The following is a 21736-nucleotide window of genomic DNA, read 5'->3' on the forward strand; positions in this document are numbered from 1 at the left end:
TTGCGAAGGGAGCAGCCGTTATGCCCAACACCCAGGCCCCCATTCTTGACGTATCGGATAACGGGGGGGAGTTCGCCGCTGATAGCGGCCAGCACCCAGCCCCAATCCTCGAAGTACGCGATCTCGAGGTGGAGTTCGCCGTCGATGACGGCAAGATCAAGGTCCTCGACGGGGTCAGCTTCAAGGTAGCCCCGGGTCAGACACTAGGGATCGTCGGTGAGTCCGGCTGTGGCAAGAGCGTTACCTCGCTCGCCATCATGGGGCTCTTGCCCAAGCCCCACGGTCAGGTGGTGGCCGGTTCCATCCGCTTTCAGGGGGAGGAGCTGCTGTCGCTTGCGCCGGATCAGATGTACAAGGTGCGCGGCAACCGCATCTCGATGATCTTTCAGGAGCCGATGACGGCCCTCAACCCGGTGCAGACGGTGGGGGAGCAACTGATGGAGGTGTTTCGCCTCCATCGCCCCGAGTATGACAAGGCCCAGCGCAAAGCTGCGGCCATCGCCATGCTGCAGAAGGTGGGGATCCCGGAACCGGCCCAGCGCTTTGCGGTCTATCCCCACAACCTCTCCGGCGGCATGCGCCAGCGAGTGATGATCGCCATGGCGCTCTCCTGCGAGCCAGACCTGCTTATCTGTGACGAGCCGACCACGGCGCTGGATGTCACCATTCAGGCCCAGATCCTCGAATTGATGAAAGAGCTGCAGGCCCAGACCGGGATGGCCATCATCTTTATTACCCACGATCTGGGGGTAGTGGCGGAGCTGTGCGACGAGGTGGTGGTGATGTACGCCGGGCGGGCGGTAGAGCAGGCCGACGTGTTCGAACTGTTTGACCACCCCCGTCACCCCTATACCCACGGCTTGATGAGCTCAATCCCGCGCCTTGAGGATGAGCCCAAGAGCCTGCTCAAGACCATCAAGGGACAGGTGCCAGCCCTGCACGAGATGCCCGCTGGCTGCCGCTTCTCCAACCGCTGCCCCCATGCAACCGATCTCTGCATCAGCGCCATTCCGGCGGTGGAGCAACTCAATCCGCGCCACCATGTCGCTTGTCACTACTGGAAGGAGTTGACCGTATGAGCACTCTGTTATCGGTCAGGGATCTAAAACAGCATTTCCGGCTGGGAGGCGGGTTCCTGCGCAAGCAATATACGGTTCACGCGGTGGATGGCATCAGCTTCGACCTGAAACAGGGGGAGACGCTGGGGCTGGTGGGTGAGTCGGGCTGTGGCAAGTCCACCCTCGGGCGCAGCCTGCTCAAGCTGTTCGAGCCGACCGCGGGCACCATCACCTTCGAGGGGCGCGATATCACAGCCCTCAGCCCGAAGGAGATGCGCTCCCTGCGTCAGGAGATGCAGATGGTATTTCAGGATCCTGCAGAATCCCTCAACAGCCGCCACACCGTGGGCCAGATTTTGGAGGAGCCCTTTATCATCCACGGTAAAGGCAACACTGAGCAGCGCCGCGGCTGGGTGCAAGAGCTGCTGGCAAAAGTGGGCCTGCCGGGCAGTGCGGTGGATCGCTACCCCCACGAGTTTTCCGGCGGTCAGCGCCAGCGGATCGGCATCGCCCGCGCCATCGCCCTCAAGCCCAAGCTGCTGGTGTGCGACGAGGCAGTCTCGGCCCTCGATGTCTCGGTGCAGTCGCAGATTGTCAACCTGCTGCTCAGCCTGCAGCGGGAGATGAACCTCTCCATCATCTTCATCGCCCACGATCTGTCGGTGGTCAAACATATCTCGGATCGCATCGCAGTGATGTATCTGGGACGGATCGTCGAGCTGGCGGATGCCCAGTCGCTCTATCTGGCGCCGCGCCACCCTTACACTCAGGCGCTGATCTCCGCCATTCCGGTGCCGGACCCGCGCAGGCGCAGCCAGCGCATTCTGCTGACCGGCGATGTGCCCTCCCCCATCTCGCCGCCAAGCGGCTGCCACTTCCACCAGCGCTGCCCCCATGCGACCGAGCTGTGCAAAAGCAAGGCGCCAAGGCTTGAGGCGTGTGATGAGTCCCATCATCAGGTGGCCTGTCACACCCCGCTCGCCGTCGGTAGTCACGCCATCAGCGGCAACGCTATAAGCGGCGACAGCAGGCTGGAGCAGGCGAGCTAGGCGCAGCGAACAAACACCAGGGTAGAAACAGACGAGGCGGCCATCAGGCCGCCTCGTGCTATCGGGTCACTCTTGCATTATCGCGTCACGGCCGCTGCTCGTCAGGCAATCTGGTAGCGGCCCGGCTTGTGGTTGAGTGTCAACACCAGATTACAGATAACCGCCGCCACGATGGAGAGCGCCAGAATCCAGGGCTGCACCACGAAAAACGAGGCGACAACAATGGCGCAATCGAGCCCCATCTGCAGCTTGCCCGCCCGGATGCCAAAGCGATCCTGAATAAAGAGCGCAAGAATGTTGAAGCCCCCCAGACTCGACTTGTGGCGAAACATGATGAGCAGCCCCATGCCAATCAGGGTACCGCCGATCAGCGCCGCATAAAGGGGCTCTATCTTGCCGATCTGCAACACGCCGTTGAGGTGATCGGCCATGTAGGAGACCGCCGCCACCGAGACAAAGGTGTTGAAGGTAAAACGTGGCCCCATCCGCAACCATGCCAACGCATAGAAGGGCAGGTTTATGCCGAAGAAGAGCAGGCCGAAGCTGATGCCGGTCACCTTTTGCAGCAGCAGCGCCAGCCCGGCGGTGCCGCCGGTGAGCAGGCCAACCTGATGAAACAGAAAGATACCGAGGGAGACGAAGCCGGCCGCCGTCAGCAGGGCCAGCACATCCTCATAAATAGGATGAGCAGTGCGAATCGAGGTGTTGTCCATAACCTGTATCCAAGCGAAGTAAAAAGAGAGTGTCTGTCGCCTGCCGTTGCGGGCGGGCAGCGAGCCCTGTCCACAGGGCTTCGTTATGGGGTCCAGTCTATTTTTTGTGAAAAGGATCACAACAGTCAGGCTGAACGCCCCATTCTGGTGCCTGTCATCTGGCATTGACACTCGCTGCACCAAGATGCAGCATGCCGCGGTTTAAGCGCGCCATCCCCCATTCACAGCACGAGGCACTTTTCATGAAGGTCACCATTTTTGGCACAGGCTATGTCGGGCTGGTGCAGGCCGCCGTTCTGGCCGAGGTGGGCCATCAGGTCTGCTGCGTGGATGTGGATGGCGAGCGGATCGCCACCCTCAGGCTGGGGCAGATCCCCTTCTATGAGCCGGGGCTGGCCCCGCTGGTCGAGAGTCATCTGGCCAGCGGCCGCTTGAGCTTCACTGTCGATCCCGCCATTGGCCTGGCACACGCCGAGCTACTGCTGATCGCCGTGGGCACCCCGGCTGACGAGGATGGCTCGGCCGATCTGCAACATGTGCTGGCGGTGGCCGACACCATAGGCCGACTGATGAGCAGCCCCAAGCTGGTGGTGACCAAGAGCACAGTACCGGTCGGCACGGCGCAACAAGTAAGGGAACATATTGAGCTACAGTTGGCCGAGCGGGGGCTGACCCTCACCTGCGAGGTGGCGGCCAATCCCGAGTTTCTGAAGGAGGGAGCGGCGGTCAACGACTGCATGCGGCCGGATCGCATCATCATCGGCTGTGACAGTGAGCGGGCACTTGAGCAGTTGCGCGCCCTCTACGCCCCCTTCAACCGCAATCACGACCGGATCGTGGTGATGGATCTGCGCAGCGCCGAGCTCACCAAATACGCCGCCAACGCCATGCTGGCCACCAAGATCTCCTTTATGAACGAGATGGCGGCCCTAGCCGAGCAGCTGGGGGCCGATATCGAGGCGGTGCGCCAGGGCATGGGGGCCGATCCCCGCATCGGCTACCACTTTATCTACCCGGGCTGCGGCTACGGCGGCTCCTGCTTCCCCAAAGATATCAAGTCGTTGCGCCATACCGCGGCGAGTGTCGGCTGCGACGCCCCGCTTTTAGCGGCGGTCGAGCAGGTCAACCAGCGCCAGCAACAGAAGATGGCGCAAACCCTGCTGACCCGCTTCGGCCCGGATCTGCGCGGCCGCACCTTCGCCCTGTGGGGGCTGGCGTTCAAACCCGGCACCGACGATATGCGCGATGCGCCGAGCCGCCCGCTGCTGGCCGCCATCTGGGCTGCCGGTGGCCGGGTGCAGGCCTTTGATCCCAAGGCGATGGAGCGCGCCCGCCAGATCTACGGCCAGCGGCCGGATCTGCTGCTCTGCCCCACTCAGGAATCTGCGCTGGAAGGGGCTGATGCCCTGCTGATCTGTACCGAATGGCAGGCGTTTCGCGCCCCCGATTTCCAACAGTTGAAAGCACTGCTCAACCAGCCTGTCATCATCGATGGCCGCAACCTCTATGACCCGCGCCAGCTCAGCGAACTCGGGTTTGACTATCACGCCATCGGGCGACCACATCTTCCCGCCAAAAAGCCGCCTGCCAACACCAGCTGCAACCCGGAGACTCAACCATGATCTATCTGGTCACCGGCGTCGCCGGTTTTATCGGCTTTCACGTGGCCAGCCAGCTGTGCGCCGCAGGTCATCAGGTGGTGGGGATCGACAACCTCAACGACTACTACGAGGTGAGTCTGAAAGAGGCGCGGCTGGCCCAACTGGCCAGTTTCCCCAATTTTCGCTTCGAGCGGCTGGATCTGGCAGATCGCGAAGCGATGGCGGCTCTCTTTGCCCGTCATGGTTTCGAGCGGGTGATCCATCTGGGGGCGCAGGCGGGGGTGCGTTACTCCATCGACAATCCGTTCGCCTATGCCGACAGCAACCTCACCGGTATGCTGACGGTGCTGGAGGGGTGTCGTCACCACGGGATCCAGCACCTCATCTACGCCTCCTCCAGCTCGGTCTATGGCATGGGGGATCAGATGCCCTACTCCACCGCGCAGCAGGTGGATCACCCGGTCTCCCTCTACGCCGCCACCAAGAAGAGTGGCGAGCTGATGGCCCACGCCTACTCGGCGCTCTATGGCCTGCCCACCACAGGGCTGCGCTTCTTTACCGTCTACGGCCCCTGGGGCCGCCCCGACATGGCCATCATCAAGTTCACTCGCGCCATCCTCGCGGGAGAGCCCATCGATGTGTACAACCAGGGCGATCTCAGCCGCGACTTCACCTATATCGACGACATCGTCGAGGGGCTCCTCGCTGTGGCCGACCAGCCGCCCCGCCCCAATTCCGATTGGCACGCCAGCGAGCAGAGCGCGGCCGAGAGCGCAGTTCCCTACCGCATCCTCAATATCGGCAACGGCCAGCCGGTGCGGCTGCTCGACTTTATCGAGGCGCTGGCAGTGGCCCTCGGCAAACCCGCCATCAAGCGGATGCTGCCGATGCAGGCGGGCGACATGCACGCCACCTGGGCCGATAGCGAACCGCTGCACACCCTCACCGGTCTGCGCCCCGCCACGCCCCTCAAGCAGGGGGTTGCCGAGTTTGTCCGCTGGTATCTCGACTACTACCGGCCCGCCCGCTGACGAGCGCGGGTAACCCCTCGGTCATTGATGAGTTAATCAGATACCACTGATGCCCCGCGGGTTTTAGGATGGCTGAACGCACTGTCTGCGCACCATAGCGAGGATTTGAGATGCAATCACAGGAACAGGGTCTGATCGATGGACTGTTCGACCGCCTCAAGCAAGCGCAAGCCAGGGATAGCAAGCGAGACCCACAAGCGGATCAGCTGATCCGCCAGCATCTGGTCCAGCAGCCCGATGCCCCCTACTACATGGCCCAGGCGCTGCTGATCCAGCAGGCAGCCCTTACTCGCCTCAACGAGCGGGTCAAGGAGCTGGAAGCTAGCCAGAGCGCCCCAAATGGTGGCAGTTTTCTCTCCGGCCTGTTTGGTAGTGAAAGCAGCCCTCCTCCGCGCTTTACGCCGCCACCGGCATCCGCTCCTGTCCAGCTAGTACCCCGTGCCAGCTCCTTTTTGGGCGGCGCCCTGCAAACCGCTGCCGGTGTGGCCGGTGGCGTCATGCTGGCCGATATGATCGGCGGACTGTTTCACAACAACCGCCCCGAGGAGATCATCGACATCATAGAGCCTGCCTCCATCGCCAATCCGGTCGATGCGGAACCGGTTCGCTGGGACGGCTGGGATTCACCTCCCGATGCTGGCAGCAATTTTCTCGATAACGATAACCTGAGTGGCGGCTGGGCCGACAGTGACGATAGCAACGGCGGTTTCTTCTGACCGTCAAACCATTACTGGCCCCGCATCTGGCGGGGCCCAACTCGATACGAAACCCATGACTATGGAAAGTGTGATGACACCACGGATCGGCAGCGGCATGACGCGATATACTCAGCGCGCTTCGTGCCACCCGGGAACAACTCCCGACCCCAGGCGCTCTGTCCGTGGCCACGCAACACCCCCATGACGACAAGGAGCCACCTCATGATCCGAACCCTGCTTTTGACCGGTGCCGCCATTGCGGCCTATGCCCTGACCCAGAGCCACTCTCTGCTTCCCCTGCTCAGCCTGCTGGCCCTGCTTTCGCTCTGGGTTGTCAGCGAAATTGGCAGCTTCTATCGCACGCTTCCTCCCGCCATGCTGGATGAGCAGGAGTATCACCACGACTTCTAACCGGATGAAAAATGGTGTGAAACTGTCGAGATGCCGTTAGTTCCATACCGTTTTGCTCTCTGAAATCCCCCCGCTATAACAACATGATCCACTGGGTTCGTGGCGATAGCAGCCATGTTCCTCTATATCTTCTGTACTCAAACAGGAGATAACCCATGAGGTACATCAGCGAAAACGGACTGTTTTTGCTGCTTTTTTTGTCGTTGTTACTGGCAGGTACGCCGCGGGCGATGGCACAAGGCAGGGATTTCAGACAGGCCCCCAAGGCGCTGACGGCGATCAAGCAGGGTCAAGTGGCCCAGCAACACGGCAATCTGCAAAAGGCCATCACCCTCTACTGTGTCGCCGCAAGCACCGGCAATCCAGAAGGTTATTTCCGGATCGGCCGCCTGCTCGCCACCGGCCCTACCTCGGTGCGCAGCGCCAAGCTGGCCAACAGTTATCTCGCCATGGCTATGCGCTTGGGTAACCAACAGGCCGCCCGTTACTACAACGCCCGCATCGGCAATGCCCCCATGGGGGATAGGTGTGGCATCGGGATCCGTGGCGGTCAGGGTGGCTATCTGGCCGGGCTCCCTTCCACCCCCTTCAATGTCGACACCTGGGTTGCCCGCCAGCCCCCCGCCAAGCAAAAGCTGGTCACCATGCTGCGTCACGCCGCCAAACACCATAAGGTGGATGCCCGGCTGGTACTGGCGATTGCCATCGCCGAATCCAATCTCAACAGCCGCGCCGTTTCACCCAAGAATGCTCAGGGGCTGATGCAACTCATCCCCGAAACCCAGCAGCGTTTTGGTGTCACTCAACCCTTTGATCCGGCACAGAACATCAAGGGTGGCGTCAGTTATCTCAAATGGCTGGATCGCCGTTTCGATGGCGACTGGGTACTGATCTCGGCAGCCTACAATGCCGGGGAAAAAGCGGTGGAGCGCTATGGCGGCATCCCACCCTATGGCGAGACCCGGGAGTATGTGAAACGGGTGCTCTACTTCGCAGGCCACAAGCAGCCCTGAACCTGTTCGACTAGCTGCACGCTATTGACAAAAAACGCATCGCCATTTGCGCAATCGTTTTCCTTTCGGTAGGATCCGGCGCTTTCTTGCCAGACCAACAGGTATCCCATGAATTTCATCAAACGTTGCTCGCGCCTGCTCACGCTGTTTGCACTCTTTTCCTCCTCCATAATGGCGGCCACTCCGGCGCCAGCCCCCATCCTGATCCAGGGGGCAATGGACGTCGAAGTCGAGACGCTGGTGGCCGCCCTCAAGGATAAGCAGGAGCTGACCGTCGGCGCCTGGACCTACTGGCAGGGCACCATCTCGGGTTATCCGGTAGTTGTCTCTCGTACCGAAGTGGGGCTGGCCAATGCAGCTGCTGCCACCACTCTCGCCATGGAGCGCTTCCATCCGCGCCTCGTCATCAATCAGGGCACGGCTGGCGGCCATGACCCGGCGCTGCACCGGGGCGATATCGTTATCGGCACCAAAAGCTTCAATATGGGGGCCTATCGCAGTGACCTGACGTCAGCCGAGCAGGGTGTCGACCCGAGCAAATGGCACAACTTCGATGTCACCATGCGCCTGCGCGACAACGGCAAGCTGGTGGAGCACTCCTCCTTTGCCGGCGATCCCGAGCTGGTTGGCCGCGCCCTTGGCATGGCCGACCGTTATCGCCACGGCCGCGTAGTTGCCGGCATCATAGGCACTGCCGATGAGTGGAACCGGCAGGTGGCCCGCATCAACTGGCTGCATCAGACCTACAACACGGCCGCAGAAGAGATGGAGACCTCCTCCGCCGCGCTGGTAGCCGAGGCCTACAAGGTGCCATTTGTCGGGATCAGGGTGCTCTCCAACACCGATCTGCATGGCGAGGAGTTCGATCCGCAGACCGCCATCCACTGCCAGCAGTTCGTTATTGATTACGCAAAAGCACTCATCAACAGCTTCAACAAAGCCTGATGAGCCAGAGAGGCCGCTACTATGGCGACCTCTCTGCTTTGTAATCTCTATCAGACGGGACGTGCCCCACGCTCTATTCCGCAGCCGATATCAACTCCCCGGACATGCCCTGCGCCCATAGTGGCGGTAGTAGCCAACCAGATTGCTAACCAGAAACAGCCCCTCCATCAGCGCGGCGACCGGAGAGCCCACCAGCAAGTTGTTGACCAGCCAGCAGAGGGTGCCGAGCAGCATCCAGCGCCGCAGTTGGCGATCGTCGGGGCAAAACGCGGCCCGGGTTTGCAGCAGGCTCGCCAGCAGCCCGCTCCATGAGAGCAGGCCCTGATAGGTCGCCAGCGCCGCCGCACAGGCCAACCCCATGAAAAACCACATCAAGATGCGGCGAACCAGCCAGATGCTGACCAGAAAGCGCATGCTGGCCAGCAGCAACAGGCTGGCGGCCGACCACTGCCCGAGCAGGGCAAAGTGACCGGCATTGAGGGCGCAGGAGAGGGCCAGACAGGCCAGGATCCTGCGGCGATCCCGCAACTGAAACGACAACAGATCGAGCAACAAGGCCAGACTCACCATCAGTTGCGACCACAGAAACAGCGACATCATCCACACCTCATCCGTCATTTGAATGGCGCAGCATGAGGGGATGGCCGGAGAGCGGCATTAACCCGTGTTAATGCGCCTGCGGATCCGTGACAGGGTGACCGGGCTGATGCCGATGTAGTTGGCGAGCTGCACTTGGGTCAGTCGTGCAGGCCAGTGGGGGAAGGTGTGGCAGAGCTCCCGATAACGCTCTTCGGGGGAGTGGAGCAGCAAAAACGCCTCCTTGCGCTCCTTGTAACCGAGCTGCTGACGCAGCAGGGCCATGCAGACCGGCTGCCAAACGGGCTCATCCAGCAGGACGATCGGCACCCGCACCACCCGCAGCTCCGTCAGCGCCTCCAGCTGATAGCGGGTGGGCGACCCCGTGAGCCAGCTGTCATAGAGCAGACAGAGCTCCCCTTCGAAGTAGAACTCCTTGCAGCGCTCCTGTCCGTCCCGGGTGTAGTGGCAGGCGCGAGCGATGCCCGCTTCGATATAGAAGGCAGCTTCCTGCTCTGCCCCTTGCGCCAACAGTGCCTGACCGACGCGCAGCGTCTGCCGTGGCAAGCGCAGGCTGATGGCTTCGCTCAGCACGGCGTCCAATCCCATTGTGCAGAGAAAGGCGGCCAGTGAGGCGGCTTGAGGAGATGGGTTCATGACGGCTCCGGAACAAAACGGCAGCCCACATCATGCCCAAATTGCACGGCTGATGCAGCAAGGCGTGACCGCTGCGGCAAAGGGGGGACACAGCCGGGTGCCACCTTTGCCCCCCCTCGTCCGTTGGTTTACAATCGACGGGTTTTTTGGAACCCGGTTGACCTGTGTCGACCTGGCCCCACCACGACATCAGTCTGTTAATGCCAAGACATTAACCTGCTGAAAAGGAAGAGAATTAGCCAATGGCTCAATTTATTTACACCATGAACCGGGTCGGCAAGGTAGTGCCGCCCAAGCGTCATATTCTCAAGAACATCTCCTTGAGCTTCTTCCCGGGCGCCAAGATCGGCGTGCTGGGTCTGAACGGCGCCGGTAAATCGACCCTGCTGCGCATCATGGCAGGCATCGACACCGAGATCGAAGGGGAAGCCCGTCCGCAGCCCGGCATCAAGATCGGCTACCTGCCACAGGAGCCAAAGCTGGAGCCGGAGCAGACCGTACGCGAAGCGGTCGAAGAGGCCGTTGGCGAAGTGAAGCGCGCCATGGCCCGTCTGGACGAGGTCTATGCGGCCTACGCCGACCCGGATGCCGACTTTGACAAGCTGGCCCGCGAACAGGGCGAGCTGGAGGCCATCATCCAGGCCCAGGGCGGCCACAACATGGAAAACCAGCTGGAGCGTGCGGCCGATGCCCTGCGCCTGCCGGCTTGGGATGCCAAGATCAAGCACCTCTCCGGTGGTGAGCGCCGCCGGGTGGCACTGTGCCGTCTGCTGCTGGAAAAGCCGGACATGCTGCTGCTGGACGAACCGACCAACCACCTGGATGCGGAATCCGTGGCCTGGCTGGAGCGCTTCCTGCACGACTACGAAGGCACTGTAGTGGCCATCACCCACGACCGTTACTTCCTCGACAACGTGGCGGGCTGGATCCTGGAGCTGGACCGCGGCGAAGGTATCCCGTGGGAAGGCAACTACTCCTCCTGGCTGGAGCAGAAGGATGCCCGTCTGGCGCAGGAAGCAAGTTCCGAAGCGGCCCGTCGCAAGTCCATCGAGAAAGAGCTGGAGTGGGTTCGTCAAAACCCGAAAGGGCGTCAGGCCAAGTCCAAGGCCCGTATGGCTCGCTTCGAAGAGCTCAACACCAACGACTACCAGAAGCGCAACGAGACCAACGAGCTGTTCATTCCGCCCGGACCGCGCCTCGGCGACAAGGTGGTTGAAGTGGCCAACCTGCGCAAATCCTATGGTGATCGGGTGCTGATCGACGATCTGTCGTTTGCCATTCCGAAGGGTGCCATCGTCGGCATCATCGGCCCGAACGGTGCCGGTAAGTCGACCCTGTTCCGCATGATGTCGGGTCAGGAGCAGCCGGATTCCGGTGCCATCACGTTAGGTGAAACCGTGGTGCTGGCCTCTGTCGATCAGTTCCGCGACAGCATGGATGACAAGAAGACGGTATTCGAGGAAGTCGCTGACGGTCAGGATATCCTGCGCATCGGCAACTACGAGTTCCCGAGCCGCGCCTATATCGGCCGCTTCAACTTCAAGGGTTCCGACCAGCAGAAGCGGGTTGGCGAACTCTCCGGTGGTGAGCGCGGTCGTCTGCACCTGGCCAAGCTGCTGCAGACCGGTGGCAACGTGTTGCTGCTGGATGAACCGACCAACGATCTGGATATCGAAACCCTGCGCGCCCTCGAGAACGCTCTGCTGGAGTTCCCGGGTTGTGCCATGGTCATCTCCCACGACCGCTGGTTCCTCGACCGTATCGCCACTCACATCCTCGACTATCAGGATGAGGGCAAGATCGAGTTCTTCGAAGGTAACTTTACCGAATACGAAGAGTGGAAGAAGAAGACCTACGGCGCCGAGGCCATCCAGCCGCACCGCGCCAAGTACAAGCGCATCGCCAAGTAAGCTGTCGGTCGACGCAAGCCGTACCATCGCAGCTGCGACCAGCGTCACAAGGGGAGCTCCGGCTCCCCTTTCTGTTGCCTTTTGGCTTACAATCCAAGACGGATAACATTGCATGGATGTACTGAAATGACCAAAAAACTGACCATCCAGATCCGGGTTGAACCCGGCTGTCTCGGGCCGGATGGCAAGGAACACATCGAAACCTTCTGCGTTGCCGCCGCCAAGATCTTCGAAGCGGTCGAGCCGGAGCTGGTGAGCTGGGTGCTGATCCCCCGTTACGACAAGAAGCTGCCGGAGCAGGAGTTTTTTCTCAACGATCTCAAGCTGAGCGAGGAGCAGGCCAGCCTCTTTCTGCGCCGCTTCGGCCGCGAGCTGGGGGAAGTGCAGGATCAGCTCGATTCGGTACTGGCCCAGCTGGTGGAGCGCTACTTCAAAACTCTCTGATCTCAGCCCTCTCTGCGCCCAAAAGGTTCTCCGACGAGAACCTTTTTTGTTGGCGAAAAAGCAAACGTTTGATCTTTTGCTCCATTCATTGATCCGCTTCGCAGATCCGGGGTTTGTAAACGGCGTCGCCTGTGTAAAAATGTGCGCGCTGTCACGGTATCAGGACGAGTCTGGTTACTTCTCCACCAGAAACAGGGCCATCACTCCCGCATGAATGGGAGCCCGCTCGCCTGCTGCTTATTTCACGTCACCTATTGGAATCCAACATGAATCAACCACAACAGGCCCCCACACAGGCTGCCGGGCAAGGATTGCTTGAGCGTCTGTTTGCCCTGAAGGGCCATGGCACCAACGCCCGCACCGAACTGATCGCCGGCATCACTACCTTCCTGACCATGGTCTATATCGTGTTCGTCAACCCGCAGATCCTCTCTGCGGCAGGCATGGACACCCAGGCAGTCTTTGTCACCACCTGCCTCATCGCCGGTATCGGCAGCATCCTGATGGGTCTGCTCGCCAACCTGCCCATCGCGCTGGCACCCGCCATGGGCCTCAACGCCTTCTTCGCCTTCGTGGTCGTGGCCGGTATGGGCTACTCCTGGCAAGTGGGTATGGGCACCATCTTCTGGGGCGCCATGGGTCTGTTGATCCTCACCCTGCTGCGGGTGCGTTATTGGCTGATCGGCAACATTCCGCTCACCCTGCGGGTCGGTATCACCGCCGGTATCGGTCTGCTGATCGCCCTGCTCGGTCTGCACAATGCCGGGATCGTCGTGGCCAGCCCCGCGACTATGGTGACCGTGGGCAACCTCACCTCCCTGCCTTGCCTGCTGGGTCTGCTCGGCTTCTTCCTGATCTGCATCTTCTCCGCCCGCGGCGTCCACTCCGCCGTGCTGATCGCCATCGTGGTCACTACGGCGCTGGGCTGGCTGTTTGGTGATGTCACCTTCAAGGGCTTCGTCTCCATGCCCCCCAGCATCGAGCCGGTGTTCGGCCAGCTGGATCTGATGGGTTCGCTCGACATCAGCCTCGCCGGGATCATCTTCTCCTTTATGCTGGTCAACCTGTTCGACTCCTCCGGCACCCTGATCGGCGTCACCAACCGCGCCAAGCTGGCCGATGACAAGGGCCACTTCCCGCGCATGAAGCAGGCACTGCTGGTCGATAGCGTGAGCTCGGTCGGCGGCGCCTTTATGGGCACCTCCTCGGTCACCGCCTTCATCGAGAGCAGCTCCGGCGTTGCCGTCGGCGGCCGTACCGGTCTGACCGCCATCGTGGTCGGCATCCTGTTCCTGCTGGCGATCTTCTTCTCTCCGGTCGCCGCCATGGTGCCGGCCTACGCCGCCGCTGGTGCTCTCATCTATGTGGGCGTGCTGATGTGCTCCGAGCTGACCCGGGTGAAGTGGGAAGATCTGACCGAAGCGGTACCGGCCTTCATGACTGCGGTGATGATGCCGTTCAGCTTCTCCATCACCGAGGGGATCGCCGTGGGCTTCATCTCCTACTGCGTGATGAAAGCGGGCACCGGCCGCTGGCGCGAAATCAACCCCTGCGTGCTGGTCGTAGCCCTGCTGTTCGTCCTCAAGTTCGTCTGGGTCGACAGCCACTAAGCGGCACTCTGTCCCAATAAAAATGCCAGTCAGCTGACTGGCATTTTTTTATCCAAAGTATTTTCGGCCTGTGCGCTGGCCATAAAAAAATCCGAAACCAGTGGTTTCGGATTTTTGCTATTCAGTATGTGGCAAAGCGGGGTAATCCCCTCGTCTGCCACATCGGCAGCACTTACTCGGCAGCCATGCGGGCTTCGATGTAAGCCAGTGCGCGGTCGATACGAGCGAGAACACGCTCTTTACCTACCAACGCCATTACCGCGTCGATAGCAGGAGACTGACCCAGACCGGTGACGGCTACGCGCAGCGGCATACCAACCTTGCCCATACCCTGACCCAGTTCGGCGGCGGTCGCTTCAATCAGCTCGTGCAGCGCTTCGGTGGTCCAGCTATCCAGTGCAGCCAGCTTGGTCTTGGCCAGAGCCAGCGGCTCGGCAGCGACGCCACGCAGGTGCTTCTTGGCAGCCGCTTCGTCGATCGCCTCAAAATCTTCGAACAGGTAGCGGCTCTGAGCGGCCATCTCTACCAGGGTGTTGCAGCGCTCGGCCAGCAGGGTGACTACCTCGGCCAGCGCCGGCCCATTGTTGGTGTCGATCTTCTGGTTTTCCATGTGCCATGCCAGATGCTTGGCAACATAAGCAGGATCCAGGCTGCGCATGTAGTGGTTGTTCAGCCACAGCAGCTTGTCGGTGTTGAAGGCAGAGGCGGACTTGGAGATAGCATCCAGACTGAACAGCTTGATCATCTCGTCGAGGGTGAAGATCTCCTGATCGCCGTGGGACCAGCCCAGACGCACCAGATAGTTCAGCAGCGCTTCCGGCAGGTAGCCGTCGTCGCGGTACTGCATCACGGAGACAGCACCGTGGCGCTTGGAGAGCTTGGCGCCGTCGTCACCCAGGATCATGGAGACGTGGGCAAATTCCGGCACCGGCGCGTTCAGCGCCTTGTAGATGTTGATCTGGCGCGGGGTGTTGTTGATGTGGTCTTCACCACGCACCACGTGGGTGATCTCCATATCCCAGTCATCGACCACTACGCAGAAGTTGTAGGTCGGGGCGCCGTCGGTACGGCGGATGATCAGATCGTCCAGCTCGGTGTTGGCGAACTCGATGCGGCCACGGACGTGGTCATCGAACACCACTGAGCCTTCGGTCGGGTTGCGGAAGCGAATCACGTGCGGCGCATCGGCCGGGTGATCATGGGCGTGGTCGCGGCACTTGCCGTCATAACGGGGCTTCTCACCGTTGGCCATCTGTCCTTCGCGCAGCGCTTCGAGACGCTCTTTGGAGCAGTAGCACTTGTAGGCGCGGCCATCGGCCAGCATCTCGTCGATCAGACCGTTGTAACGGTCAAAGCGTTTGGTCTGGTAGTAGGGACCCTCATCCCAGTTCAGCTCCAGCCATTCCATGCCCTCAATGATGGCGTCGATCGCCTCCTGAGTGGAACGTTCCAGGTCGGTATCCTCAATACGCAGCACGAACTCACCGCCCTGGTTCTTTGCAAACAACCAGGAATAGAGTGCGGTACGGGCACCGCCGACATGCAAAAAGCCGGTCGGGCTGGGAGCAAAACGGGTTTTGACTTTCATCTTTAAGCCTTGTGTAGAGGGCCTTGGGCCAATTCGTTAGAAAAAACCGTCGCATTTTAGCACCGACAATCACGGATGGGAAAACCATGACGCCATGGCGGGCTAAAGTAGGGGATTAAATCTGTCGCCATTTGCATCTGTAGCCCGATATTTGAAGAGGATCGCAAAACAGAAGCCCCGTTTCCGATTTGCTATGCACAATGCTGGAGAGCTGCCTCCTCCGGTCGATACCCAAACAACGCTCACCACACTTCTCACGAACAAGGAAGAGACGATGCAGTTCCGTTCTATCCAGAATCGCATTCTAGTGATGGCCGGGATCGCCATGACCGCAGCCCTGGTCATTCTGATCCTGCTCAACCAATATTCCGGCCAACAGACCCAACAACTCACCATCAGCTCCAGCCGTGAAGCGCTGCAGCAGGAGGCATGGCAGAAGGTCAGCGCCAATGCCCGCGCCGAGGCGGCCACCATCACCCAACTGCTGCAAAAAGGGCTCTCCTACACCCAGCAGATGGCCAGCGCCCTCGCCCTGCAACAACAGGGCAAACTGCCGCTGGATCGCCAGCAGGCCACCGACCTGCTCAAAGCACAGTTGGCGTTGGAGCCCCAGCTCTATGGCGCCTTTGCCGGCTTCGAGCCCAACGGTTTCGACGGTCAGGATGCCAGCTTTGCTGGCCAGAGTGCGCTGGGCAGTGACGACAAGGGGCGCTTCGTGCCCTACTTCTATCGCGACAAGGAGCAAATCGGTACCGATCTGCTGCTCTCCATCGAAAAAACCGACCCGGACGAATTCGGCAATCCCGCCAACGACTACTACGCCTGCCCGAAACGGGAAGGACGCTCTTGCCTCATCGATCCCTTCAAGGTGGATATCAACGGCCAACAGGTGCTGGTGAGCACTATCACCACCCCCATCATGGTGGATGGTCAGTTCAAGGGGATCGCCGCGCTGGATCTGGCGGTGGACTCCATCAGTCGTCAGGCCAAGAGCCTCAACAGCAACATCTATGACGGCAAGGGCGAAACCCTGATCGTCAGCGCCGCCGGTGTCATCACAGGCACCAGCGGCGATGCCAGCCTGCTCGGTAGCAGCGCAAGTAAGGTGCTGGGCAACCAGTGGCAGCAGTACCTGAAACCGGAAGTTCAGCGTCAGGAGCTGGACGAGTCATTCCGTATTTCCGTCCCCATCATGGTGCCGGGAATGAGCCGCAACTGGGCCATCATCGTCACCCTGCCCTACAAGGTGGTACTAGCGGGGGCCGATCAGCTGGAGAGCCAGCTCAATGAGATGAACCGGGCCGCGGTGACCCAGCAATTGGTGGGCGCCGTTATCGTACTGGTACTGGCGCTGGCCACCATGCTGGTGATTGCCCGCAGCATCACCGGCCCCATCCGTCAGATGGTCAGCCTGGTGGATGACATCGCCGATGGTGAAGGGGATCTCACCAAACGTCTCGCAACCCGCTCGGTGGATGAGCTGGGGGATCTCGCCAAGGGGATCAACCGCTTTATCGACAAGCTGCAAGGGCTGCTCGGGGATGTGCTCAAGACTGCCAGCGAGGTGAACCGTTATGCCGGTGATACCGACCGCATCGCCGGTCAGACCGACAACAACCTGCAGCACCATCAAGCGGAGATGGAGCAGATGCTGACCGCGGTACAGGAGATGTCCTACGTCAGTCAGGAGGTCGCCACCCACGCCAACAATACCGCCGACTCGGCCAAACAGGCGCAAAGCGCTGCCGATCAGGGCAAGGAGCGCTTCCAGCAGGTGATCCAGTCGATGCACAAGGTCGCGGCAGAAGCCGGTAAAGGGGCCGAAGTGGTGGAAGGGCTGGCTCACGACAGCGCCCAGATCACCAGCATCCTCACCGTCATTCAGGGGATTGCCGATCAGACCAACCTGCTGGCCCTCAACGCCGCCATCGAGGCAGCGCGGGCCGGTGAGCAGGGGCGCGGTTTCGCGGTGGTCGCCGACGAGGTGCGCAAACTGGCGGGCAATACCCAGCAGGCGGTGCAGAACACCCAGGAGTTGATCGAGAAGATCCGCCTCAGCTCCACCAATGCAGTCAACGCCATCACCCAGAGCCAGCAGCTGACCCATCAGGCGGTGGGCGAGGCGGATCTGGCGGAAGAGGCGCTCGGCAGCATCTACCAGGCCATCTCCACCATCAACGACATGACCTATCAGATCGCCTCCGCCGCCGAAGAGCAGAGCTCGGTCTCAGAAACCGTCTCCGGCAACCTGTCAAAAACCAACGCACTGGCCAACGACATTGCTCAGGATGCGACCGAAACGGCCAAAGCCAGTCAGGCTTTGCGTCAGGCGGCCGACAAATTGCAGCAATTATTGGGTCAATTTCGTCTCAGCTGATAATTTTCCGCTTCAGGACTCTCCCCCTCGGGGGCGAGTCCGTTTACCATAGGCGATGAATTTGCCTGATGGCAGGCAATGTAGTGAGAGGTAAATGCCGTGCCCACCCCGGACCGTCGCCCACGAGGCCATAACAGACGAGCCCAGCAGCGTCGCCAAGACGAATCACAAGGATCCCTGCTCCATCGCATCAATGCCGCGACCCTGTCCCTGCGCCAACGTTTTGGCCAAGGGATGAGCAAACTCGGCCAACGCCGCCAGGATGCCAAAGCAGGCAAATTCAAGCTGTCCAGCCCGCTGCCCCGCAAAAACACCATAGGTCTGCTGATCCTGATCCCGCTCTGGTTGCTGGTACTGGCCTGGGAGCCGGCACCATCTGCACCCAAAGCCGCCCCTTCCGGCTCGCTGGAAGTGCCGCTGGCCGTACCTGCTCAAGCTCTAACTGTCGGTAATGGCGCGGCAGGTAGTGCTCCCGCGGCAGCCAAACCAGTCGAAGAGAAGGTCAACGGTACCTGGCTGCAACACGATGTGCAGGCGGGTGAAACCCTCTACTCCATCTGGCGTAAATTCGAGTTGCCGGGTGCCGAGCTGAGCCGCCTGATCGCCATTGAGGGGCCGGATCGCCCCCTGACCCGCCTGCAATCGGGCCGCTCTATCTTCATCCTGGTGGACGACACCCGCCGCATCCAGCGGGTGGAGATCCGCTCCTACGGTCAGGCAGTCTACCGCTACGACCGGCAGGGCGAAGGGTTCGCCCTCAAGGAATAACAAAAACGGGAGGCGCTGGCTTCCCGTTTTTTTCAGTCAAATATCTTCAAATAAGCTACTGACTTCACAATATTTTTAGCTTGTTCAAAAAACGAAAGGGGTCAAATTGACAAGGATCGGCGCTAACGTACAATCGTTTGTGCTTTAGACAGGGATTGTTCTACGTGCTACTGGGACAAAGAGACGTGGTCAGTCATGAGCCAACCCCTGATTGCAAGGCAAATGCAGCCCAGCACGGGCTTAGTTTCATTTTGTTATTGATAGGATTTAGCACATGTCTGACATTCGCACCGGCCAGGTAAAATGGTTCAACGAAACCAAGGGTTTTGGCTTTATTGAACAATCCCAAGGTCCGGACGTATTCGTTCACTTCTCCTCCATCCAGAGCACCGGTTTCAAAACCCTGGCTGAAGGTCAAAAAGTCCAGTTCACTGTGACCCAGGGCAAAAAAGGCCCTCAGGCTGAGAACGTTACTCTGGTCTAAGCCCGCGCCAGTGAATCATGCAGGAGGAGCCAAGGCCCCTCCTCTTTTTTGCCCGCAATTCTCGCCTTCCACCACCTGTCACAACCGCTTGCCTCGATCAGCCCACAGAGTCCCCCCCCTGTTTGCAGAAGGCGGCTGAGACACGCTGAGTAAACGCCAGATACGACAAAGCATCGCAGCGCGATGTGAAGGGCAATTCAAAGGGATTATGAAAACTTCGAAGAGAGATTGGAGCGGGAAACGAGACTCGAACTCGCGACCCCGACCTTGGCAAGGTCGTGCTCTACCAACTGAGCTATTCCCGCAACAGAATGTCATTTACAAGTGATTGGAGCGGGAAACGAGACTCGAACTCGCGACCCCGACCTTGGCAAGGTCGTGCTCTACCAACTGAGCTATTCCCGCAACGGAATGTCACTTACAAATGTTTGGAGCGGGAAACGAGACTCGAACTCGCGACCCCGACCTTGGCAAGGTCGTGCTCTACCAACTGAGCTATTCCCGCAACAGAATGTCATTTACAAGTGATTGGAGCGGGAAACGAGACTCGAACTCGCGACCCCGACCTTGGCAAGGTCGTGCTCTACCAACTGAGCTATTCCCGCATCGGAATATCACTTACAAATTTTTTGGAGCGGGAAACGAGACTCGAACTCGCGACCCCGACCTTGGCAAGGTCGTGCTCTACCAACTGAGCTATTCCCGCAACAATTTGGTTGTCTTTAGGCTGGCTGATGATTGGAGCGGGAAACGAGACTCGAACTCGCGACCCCGACCTTGGCAAGGTCGTGCTCTACCAACTGAGCTATTCCCGCATCGGGCTGGTTTGCACCAGTGTCATCATCAGATTTTTGGAGCGGGAAACGAGACTCGAACTCGCGACCCCGACCTTGGCAAGGTCGTGCTCTACCAACTGAGCTATTCCCGCAACTACCTTAAAACAGGCCGTACAGCATTTGGTTGCTTGCGCTACTGTACGGGAGCCGAATTATAAGAGCAGTCACTCCAATTGCAAGGGCTTTTTTGTCTGGCTGCGCTCGTTCGCTCAAAAGCTGGCCGAACTGTCGATTTTAGCAGCCAGAGTATGACAAACCCTTGCCGGGGAATCAGATCTTGAAGACGTGGCTGCGATAGAACTGCAGCTCGGCGATGGATTCGCGGATATCGTCCAGCGCCTGATGGGTGCCACTCTTCTTGAACTGATCCAGCAGTTCCGGCTGCCAGCGGCGTACCAGCTCCTTGATGGTGCTGACGTCGACGTTGCGGTAGTGGAAGAAGGCTTCCAGCTCGGCCATGTGCTTGACCATGAAGCGGCGATCCTGACCGATGCTGTTGCCGCACAGCGGGCTGGTGCGCTCCGGCACCCACTGGCGAATGAACGCGAGGGTCTCGGCAATGGCTTTCGCCTCATCGTGCTGACTCGCCTTGACCCGGGCCACCAGACCGCTCTTGGTATGGGTGTTGACGTTCCAGTCGTCCATCTTGGCCAGCTCTTCATCACTCTGATGAATGGCGATGACCGGCCCTTCGGCCAGTACGTTCAGATCCTTGTCGGTGACTATGGTGGCAATCTCCAGTACCACGTTCTCTTCGGGGTCGAGACCCGTCATCTCCATGTCGATCCATACCAGGTTCTGCGCGCTGACTGTCATGATTACTCTCTCTGTTGGGAGGAATGGCGGAATTTTGCCAATTTGCATGTATCATACTGGCTTTGGATCTGTTCATAAACTGGCGAATCGAGTGGCAAAGAAAGCAAAACTCAATCTGGGTCAACAAAGACGCGTCCAGGCCAACCGCGAACGGCGGCTGCAAAAAGATCACACCACAGTGGTGGATGACACCCTGTTTGGCCCCGCCATCGAAGGGGTGGTGATCAGCCGTTTTGGTCAGCACGCAGACGTGGAAGCGGTCGATGGCACCATCCACCGCAGCAACCTGCGGCGCAGCAGCATCAGCAGTCTGGTGTGCGGCGACAAGGTAGTGTGGCGTCCCGGCCTCAATGCCGCGACAGCGGGCGTCATCGAGGCGGTGCATCCGCGCCACTCGGTACTGACCCGGCCGGACTTCTACGACGGGGTCAAACCCATCGCCGCCAACATCGACCAGATCATCATCGTCTCGGCGGTGATGCCCGAGTTCTCCACCAACATCGTCGACCGCTATCTGGTGGCCGCCGAGGATGTGGAGATCCGCCCCCTCATCGTGCTGAACAAGGTCGACATGCTCGATGATGCCGCCAGAGCACGCATCGAGAGCCAGCTCGAAACCTACCGCAAACTCAATTACGAGGTGCTGCTGGTGAGCTGCGAGAGCGGTGAAGGGCTGGATGAGCTTAAAGCCGCTCTGACCGACAAGATCAGCATCTTCGTCGGCCAGTCCGGGGTGGGCAAATCCTCGCTCACCAACGCCCTGATGCCGGGGCTGGATGTGCTCACCGGCGAGATCTCCGAAAACTCGGGGCTCGGCCAGCACACCACCACCACGGCGCGGCTCTACCACTTCCCGAGCGGTGGCGATCTCATCGACTCCCCGGGGATCCGCGAGTTCGCCCTCTGGCATCTGGAAGCCGACCGCATCACCTGGTGCTTCGTCGAGTTTCGCGACTATCTGGGTGGCTGCAAGTTCCGCGACTGTACCCACAAGGACGATCCCGGCTGTGCCCTGCGCGCCGCGGTCGACGCGGGCGCCATCAGCGCCGATCGCTTCCACAACTATCACCGCATCCTTGAAACCATGCAGGAAGCCCGTCACGGTCGCCAGCAAGCGCGCCTGTGACCCTAATAAACCTACGTTGATGATG

20 protein-coding genes and 7 tRNA genes are annotated in these 21736 nt (G+C 60.1%); 15 read left to right on the forward strand and 12 right to left on the reverse strand.

The features are described from left to right. The first annotated feature begins 20 nt into the window (after window positions 1-20). Both ACTG20_RS18690 and ACTG20_RS18695 read left to right on the forward strand, forming a co-directional pair. Window positions 21-1079, forward strand: a complete 1059-nt coding sequence (locus ACTG20_RS18690; RefSeq protein ID WP_194496614.1) for an ABC transporter ATP-binding protein — start codon at window positions 21-23, stop codon at window positions 1077-1079. Beyond that, on the forward strand, window positions 1076-2107 hold the full coding sequence (locus tag ACTG20_RS18695) for an ABC transporter ATP-binding protein (RefSeq protein ID WP_042080595.1): 1032 nt from the start codon (window positions 1076-1078) through the stop codon (window positions 2105-2107). Before ACTG20_RS18690 ends, ACTG20_RS18695 begins: the two co-directional genes overlap by 4 nt. Before the next feature lie 101 nt (window positions 2108-2208). Here ACTG20_RS18695 and ACTG20_RS18700 read toward each other — a convergent pair whose 3' ends face one another. Beyond that, window positions 2209-2820: a YitT family protein gene (locus ACTG20_RS18700; RefSeq protein ID WP_123173679.1), complete on the reverse strand. Its 612-nt coding sequence runs from the start codon at window positions 2818-2820 to the stop codon at window positions 2209-2211. A gap of 242 nt (window positions 2821-3062) precedes the next feature. Between ACTG20_RS18700 and ACTG20_RS18705 the strand changes: the two genes are divergently transcribed. The 6 genes from ACTG20_RS18705 to mtnN all read left to right on the forward strand — a co-directional run bounded on the left by ACTG20_RS18705 (window position 3063) and on the right by mtnN (window position 8519). After that, window positions 3063-4442, forward strand: a complete 1380-nt coding sequence (locus ACTG20_RS18705) for a UDP-glucose dehydrogenase family protein (protein ID WP_194496615.1) — start codon at window positions 3063-3065, stop codon at window positions 4440-4442. Then, on the forward strand, window positions 4439-5452 hold the full coding sequence (locus tag ACTG20_RS18710) for an NAD-dependent epimerase (RefSeq protein WP_194496616.1): 1014 nt from the start codon (window positions 4439-4441) through the stop codon (window positions 5450-5452). Before ACTG20_RS18705 ends, ACTG20_RS18710 begins: the two co-directional genes overlap by 4 nt. 110 nt (window positions 5453-5562) lie before the next feature. Beyond that, window positions 5563-6168 (forward strand): DUF2076 domain-containing protein, encoded by a 606-nt coding sequence (locus ACTG20_RS18715; RefSeq protein WP_194496617.1) that lies wholly within the window; start codon window positions 5563-5565, stop codon window positions 6166-6168. 204 nt (window positions 6169-6372) lie between these two features. Next, on the forward strand, window positions 6373-6561 hold the full coding sequence (locus ACTG20_RS18720) for a hypothetical protein (protein ID WP_005338952.1): 189 nt from the start codon (window positions 6373-6375) through the stop codon (window positions 6559-6561). A gap of 155 nt (window positions 6562-6716) precedes the next feature. Further along, the gene (locus ACTG20_RS18725) at window positions 6717-7574 is read left to right on the forward strand and encodes a lytic transglycosylase domain-containing protein (protein ID WP_194496618.1); all 858 of its coding nucleotides are present in this window, start codon (window positions 6717-6719) and stop codon (window positions 7572-7574) included. Window positions 7575-7682: 108 nt separating this feature from the next. Next, on the forward strand, window positions 7683-8519 hold the full coding sequence (gene mtnN, locus ACTG20_RS18730) for a 5'-methylthioadenosine/S-adenosylhomocysteine nucleosidase (RefSeq protein WP_194496619.1): 837 nt from the start codon (window positions 7683-7685) through the stop codon (window positions 8517-8519). Between the two features lie 90 nt (window positions 8520-8609). Here mtnN and ACTG20_RS18735 read toward each other — a convergent pair whose 3' ends face one another. Continuing rightward, entirely contained in the window at window positions 8610-9119 is a 510-nt protein-coding gene (locus ACTG20_RS18735) for a YgjV family protein (protein ID WP_194496620.1), read from the reverse strand. Between the two features lie 57 nt (window positions 9120-9176). After that, entirely contained in the window at window positions 9177-9752 is a 576-nt protein-coding gene (locus ACTG20_RS18740) for a Crp/Fnr family transcriptional regulator (RefSeq protein WP_194496621.1), read from the reverse strand. A 242-nt stretch (window positions 9753-9994) separates the two neighbouring features. On the opposite strand from ACTG20_RS18740, the gene ettA reads away from it, so the two are divergent. The 3 genes from ettA (at window position 9995) to ACTG20_RS18755 (ending at window position 13716) form a co-directional block, all read left to right on the forward strand. Beyond that, window positions 9995-11662 (forward strand): energy-dependent translational throttle protein EttA, encoded by a 1668-nt coding sequence (gene ettA, locus ACTG20_RS18745; protein ID WP_005338959.1) that lies wholly within the window; start codon window positions 9995-9997, stop codon window positions 11660-11662. A 126-nt stretch (window positions 11663-11788) separates the two neighbouring features. Then, complete coding sequence (locus ACTG20_RS18750; RefSeq protein WP_005349395.1) at window positions 11789-12106, forward strand: hypothetical protein; 318 nt, start codon at window positions 11789-11791, stop codon at window positions 12104-12106. Window positions 12107-12372: 266 nt separating this feature from the next. After that, window positions 12373-13716 (forward strand): NCS2 family permease, encoded by a 1344-nt coding sequence (locus ACTG20_RS18755; protein WP_194496622.1) that lies wholly within the window; start codon window positions 12373-12375, stop codon window positions 13714-13716. Between the two features lie 172 nt (window positions 13717-13888). On the opposite strand, the gene gltX is transcribed toward ACTG20_RS18755, so the two are convergent. After that, window positions 13889-15304 carry a glutamate--tRNA ligase gene (gene gltX / locus ACTG20_RS18760; RefSeq protein ID WP_005358376.1) on the reverse strand — a complete coding sequence of 472 codons (1416 nt, stop codon included), beginning with the start codon at window positions 15302-15304 and terminating at the stop codon, window positions 13889-13891. A gap of 274 nt (window positions 15305-15578) precedes the next feature. Here gltX and ACTG20_RS18765 point away from each other — a divergent pair, with 274 nt between their 5' ends. From ACTG20_RS18765 to ACTG20_RS18775, 3 genes are all read left to right on the forward strand, one after another. Beyond that, window positions 15579-17681 carry a methyl-accepting chemotaxis protein gene (locus ACTG20_RS18765; RefSeq protein ID WP_194496623.1) on the forward strand — a complete coding sequence of 701 codons (2103 nt, stop codon included), beginning with the start codon at window positions 15579-15581 and terminating at the stop codon, window positions 17679-17681. A 99-nt stretch (window positions 17682-17780) separates the two neighbouring features. Then, a complete protein-coding gene (locus ACTG20_RS18770; protein WP_194496624.1) occupies window positions 17781-18449 on the forward strand; it encodes a LysM-like peptidoglycan-binding domain-containing protein in 669 nt (222 codons plus the stop codon). 274 nt (window positions 18450-18723) lie between these two features. After that, complete coding sequence (locus ACTG20_RS18775; protein ID WP_005338972.1) at window positions 18724-18933, forward strand: cold-shock protein; 210 nt, start codon at window positions 18724-18726, stop codon at window positions 18931-18933. 229 nt (window positions 18934-19162) lie between these two features. On the opposite strand, the gene ACTG20_RS18780 is transcribed toward ACTG20_RS18775, so the two are convergent. From ACTG20_RS18780 to orn, 8 genes are all read right to left on the reverse strand, one after another. Continuing rightward, window positions 19163-19238 (reverse strand) — tRNA-Gly (locus ACTG20_RS18780). 24 nt (window positions 19239-19262) lie between these two features. Continuing rightward, window positions 19263-19338: transfer RNA gene (locus ACTG20_RS18785), tRNA-Gly, on the reverse strand. A gap of 24 nt (window positions 19339-19362) precedes the next feature. Further along, window positions 19363-19438, reverse strand: a tRNA-Gly gene (locus ACTG20_RS18790). A 24-nt stretch (window positions 19439-19462) separates the two neighbouring features. Then, a tRNA-Gly gene (locus ACTG20_RS18795) sits at window positions 19463-19538 on the reverse strand. 25 nt (window positions 19539-19563) lie between these two features. Then, window positions 19564-19639 (reverse strand) — tRNA-Gly (locus tag ACTG20_RS18800). Window positions 19640-19672: 33 nt separating this feature from the next. Further along, window positions 19673-19748: transfer RNA gene (locus ACTG20_RS18805), tRNA-Gly, on the reverse strand. 37 nt (window positions 19749-19785) lie between these two features. Continuing rightward, a tRNA-Gly gene (locus tag ACTG20_RS18810) sits at window positions 19786-19861 on the reverse strand. Between the two features lie 178 nt (window positions 19862-20039). Next, entirely contained in the window at window positions 20040-20585 is a 546-nt protein-coding gene (orn, locus tag ACTG20_RS18815; RefSeq protein ID WP_111900716.1) for an oligoribonuclease, read from the reverse strand. Between the two features lie 91 nt (window positions 20586-20676). Between orn and rsgA the strand changes: the two genes are divergently transcribed. After that, entirely contained in the window at window positions 20677-21711 is a 1035-nt protein-coding gene (gene rsgA, locus ACTG20_RS18820; protein ID WP_041202348.1) for a small ribosomal subunit biogenesis GTPase RsgA, read from the forward strand. The last annotated feature ends 25 nt before the right edge of the window (window positions 21712-21736 follow it).

The sequence above is a fragment of the Aeromonas sp. 84A genome (assembly GCF_051919345.1).
Classification (GTDB): domain Bacteria; phylum Pseudomonadota; class Gammaproteobacteria; order Enterobacterales; family Aeromonadaceae; genus Aeromonas; species Aeromonas veronii.

Bases quoted from the DNA above. Each gene is read 5' to 3' on its own strand.
- ACTG20_RS18705 (WP_194496615.1), top strand. From the start codon at position 3,063: ATGAAGGTCACCATTTTTGGCACAGGCTATGTCGGGCTGGTGCAGGCC.
- mtnN (WP_194496619.1), top strand. From the start codon at position 7,683: ATGAATTTCATCAAACGTTGCTCGCGCCTGCTCACGCTGTTTGCACTC.
- gltX (WP_005358376.1), bottom strand. From the start codon at position 15,304: ATGAAAGTCAAAACCCGTTTTGCTCCCAGCCCGACCGGCTTTTTGCAT.
- ACTG20_RS18690 (WP_194496614.1), top strand. From the start codon at position 21: ATGCCCAACACCCAGGCCCCCATTCTTGACGTATCGGATAACGGGGGG.
- ettA (WP_005338959.1), top strand. From the start codon at position 9,995: ATGGCTCAATTTATTTACACCATGAACCGGGTCGGCAAGGTAGTGCCG.
- ACTG20_RS18710 (WP_194496616.1), top strand. From the start codon at position 4,439: ATGATCTATCTGGTCACCGGCGTCGCCGGTTTTATCGGCTTTCACGTG.
- ACTG20_RS18725 (WP_194496618.1), top strand. From the start codon at position 6,717: ATGAGGTACATCAGCGAAAACGGACTGTTTTTGCTGCTTTTTTTGTCG.
- ACTG20_RS18775 (WP_005338972.1), top strand. From the start codon at position 18,724: ATGTCTGACATTCGCACCGGCCAGGTAAAATGGTTCAACGAAACCAAG.
- ACTG20_RS18750 (WP_005349395.1), top strand. From the start codon at position 11,789: ATGACCAAAAAACTGACCATCCAGATCCGGGTTGAACCCGGCTGTCTC.
- ACTG20_RS18720 (WP_005338952.1), top strand. From the start codon at position 6,373: ATGATCCGAACCCTGCTTTTGACCGGTGCCGCCATTGCGGCCTATGCC.
- orn (WP_111900716.1), bottom strand. From the start codon at position 20,585: ATGACAGTCAGCGCGCAGAACCTGGTATGGATCGACATGGAGATGACG.
- ACTG20_RS18735 (WP_194496620.1), bottom strand. From the start codon at position 9,119: ATGATGTCGCTGTTTCTGTGGTCGCAACTGATGGTGAGTCTGGCCTTG.
- ACTG20_RS18695 (WP_042080595.1), top strand. From the start codon at position 1,076: ATGAGCACTCTGTTATCGGTCAGGGATCTAAAACAGCATTTCCGGCTG.
- ACTG20_RS18755 (WP_194496622.1), top strand. From the start codon at position 12,373: ATGAATCAACCACAACAGGCCCCCACACAGGCTGCCGGGCAAGGATTG.
- ACTG20_RS18700 (WP_123173679.1), bottom strand. From the start codon at position 2,820: ATGGACAACACCTCGATTCGCACTGCTCATCCTATTTATGAGGATGTG.
- ACTG20_RS18765 (WP_194496623.1), top strand. From the start codon at position 15,579: ATGCAGTTCCGTTCTATCCAGAATCGCATTCTAGTGATGGCCGGGATC.
- ACTG20_RS18715 (WP_194496617.1), top strand. From the start codon at position 5,563: ATGCAATCACAGGAACAGGGTCTGATCGATGGACTGTTCGACCGCCTC.
- ACTG20_RS18740 (WP_194496621.1), bottom strand. From the start codon at position 9,752: ATGAACCCATCTCCTCAAGCCGCCTCACTGGCCGCCTTTCTCTGCACA.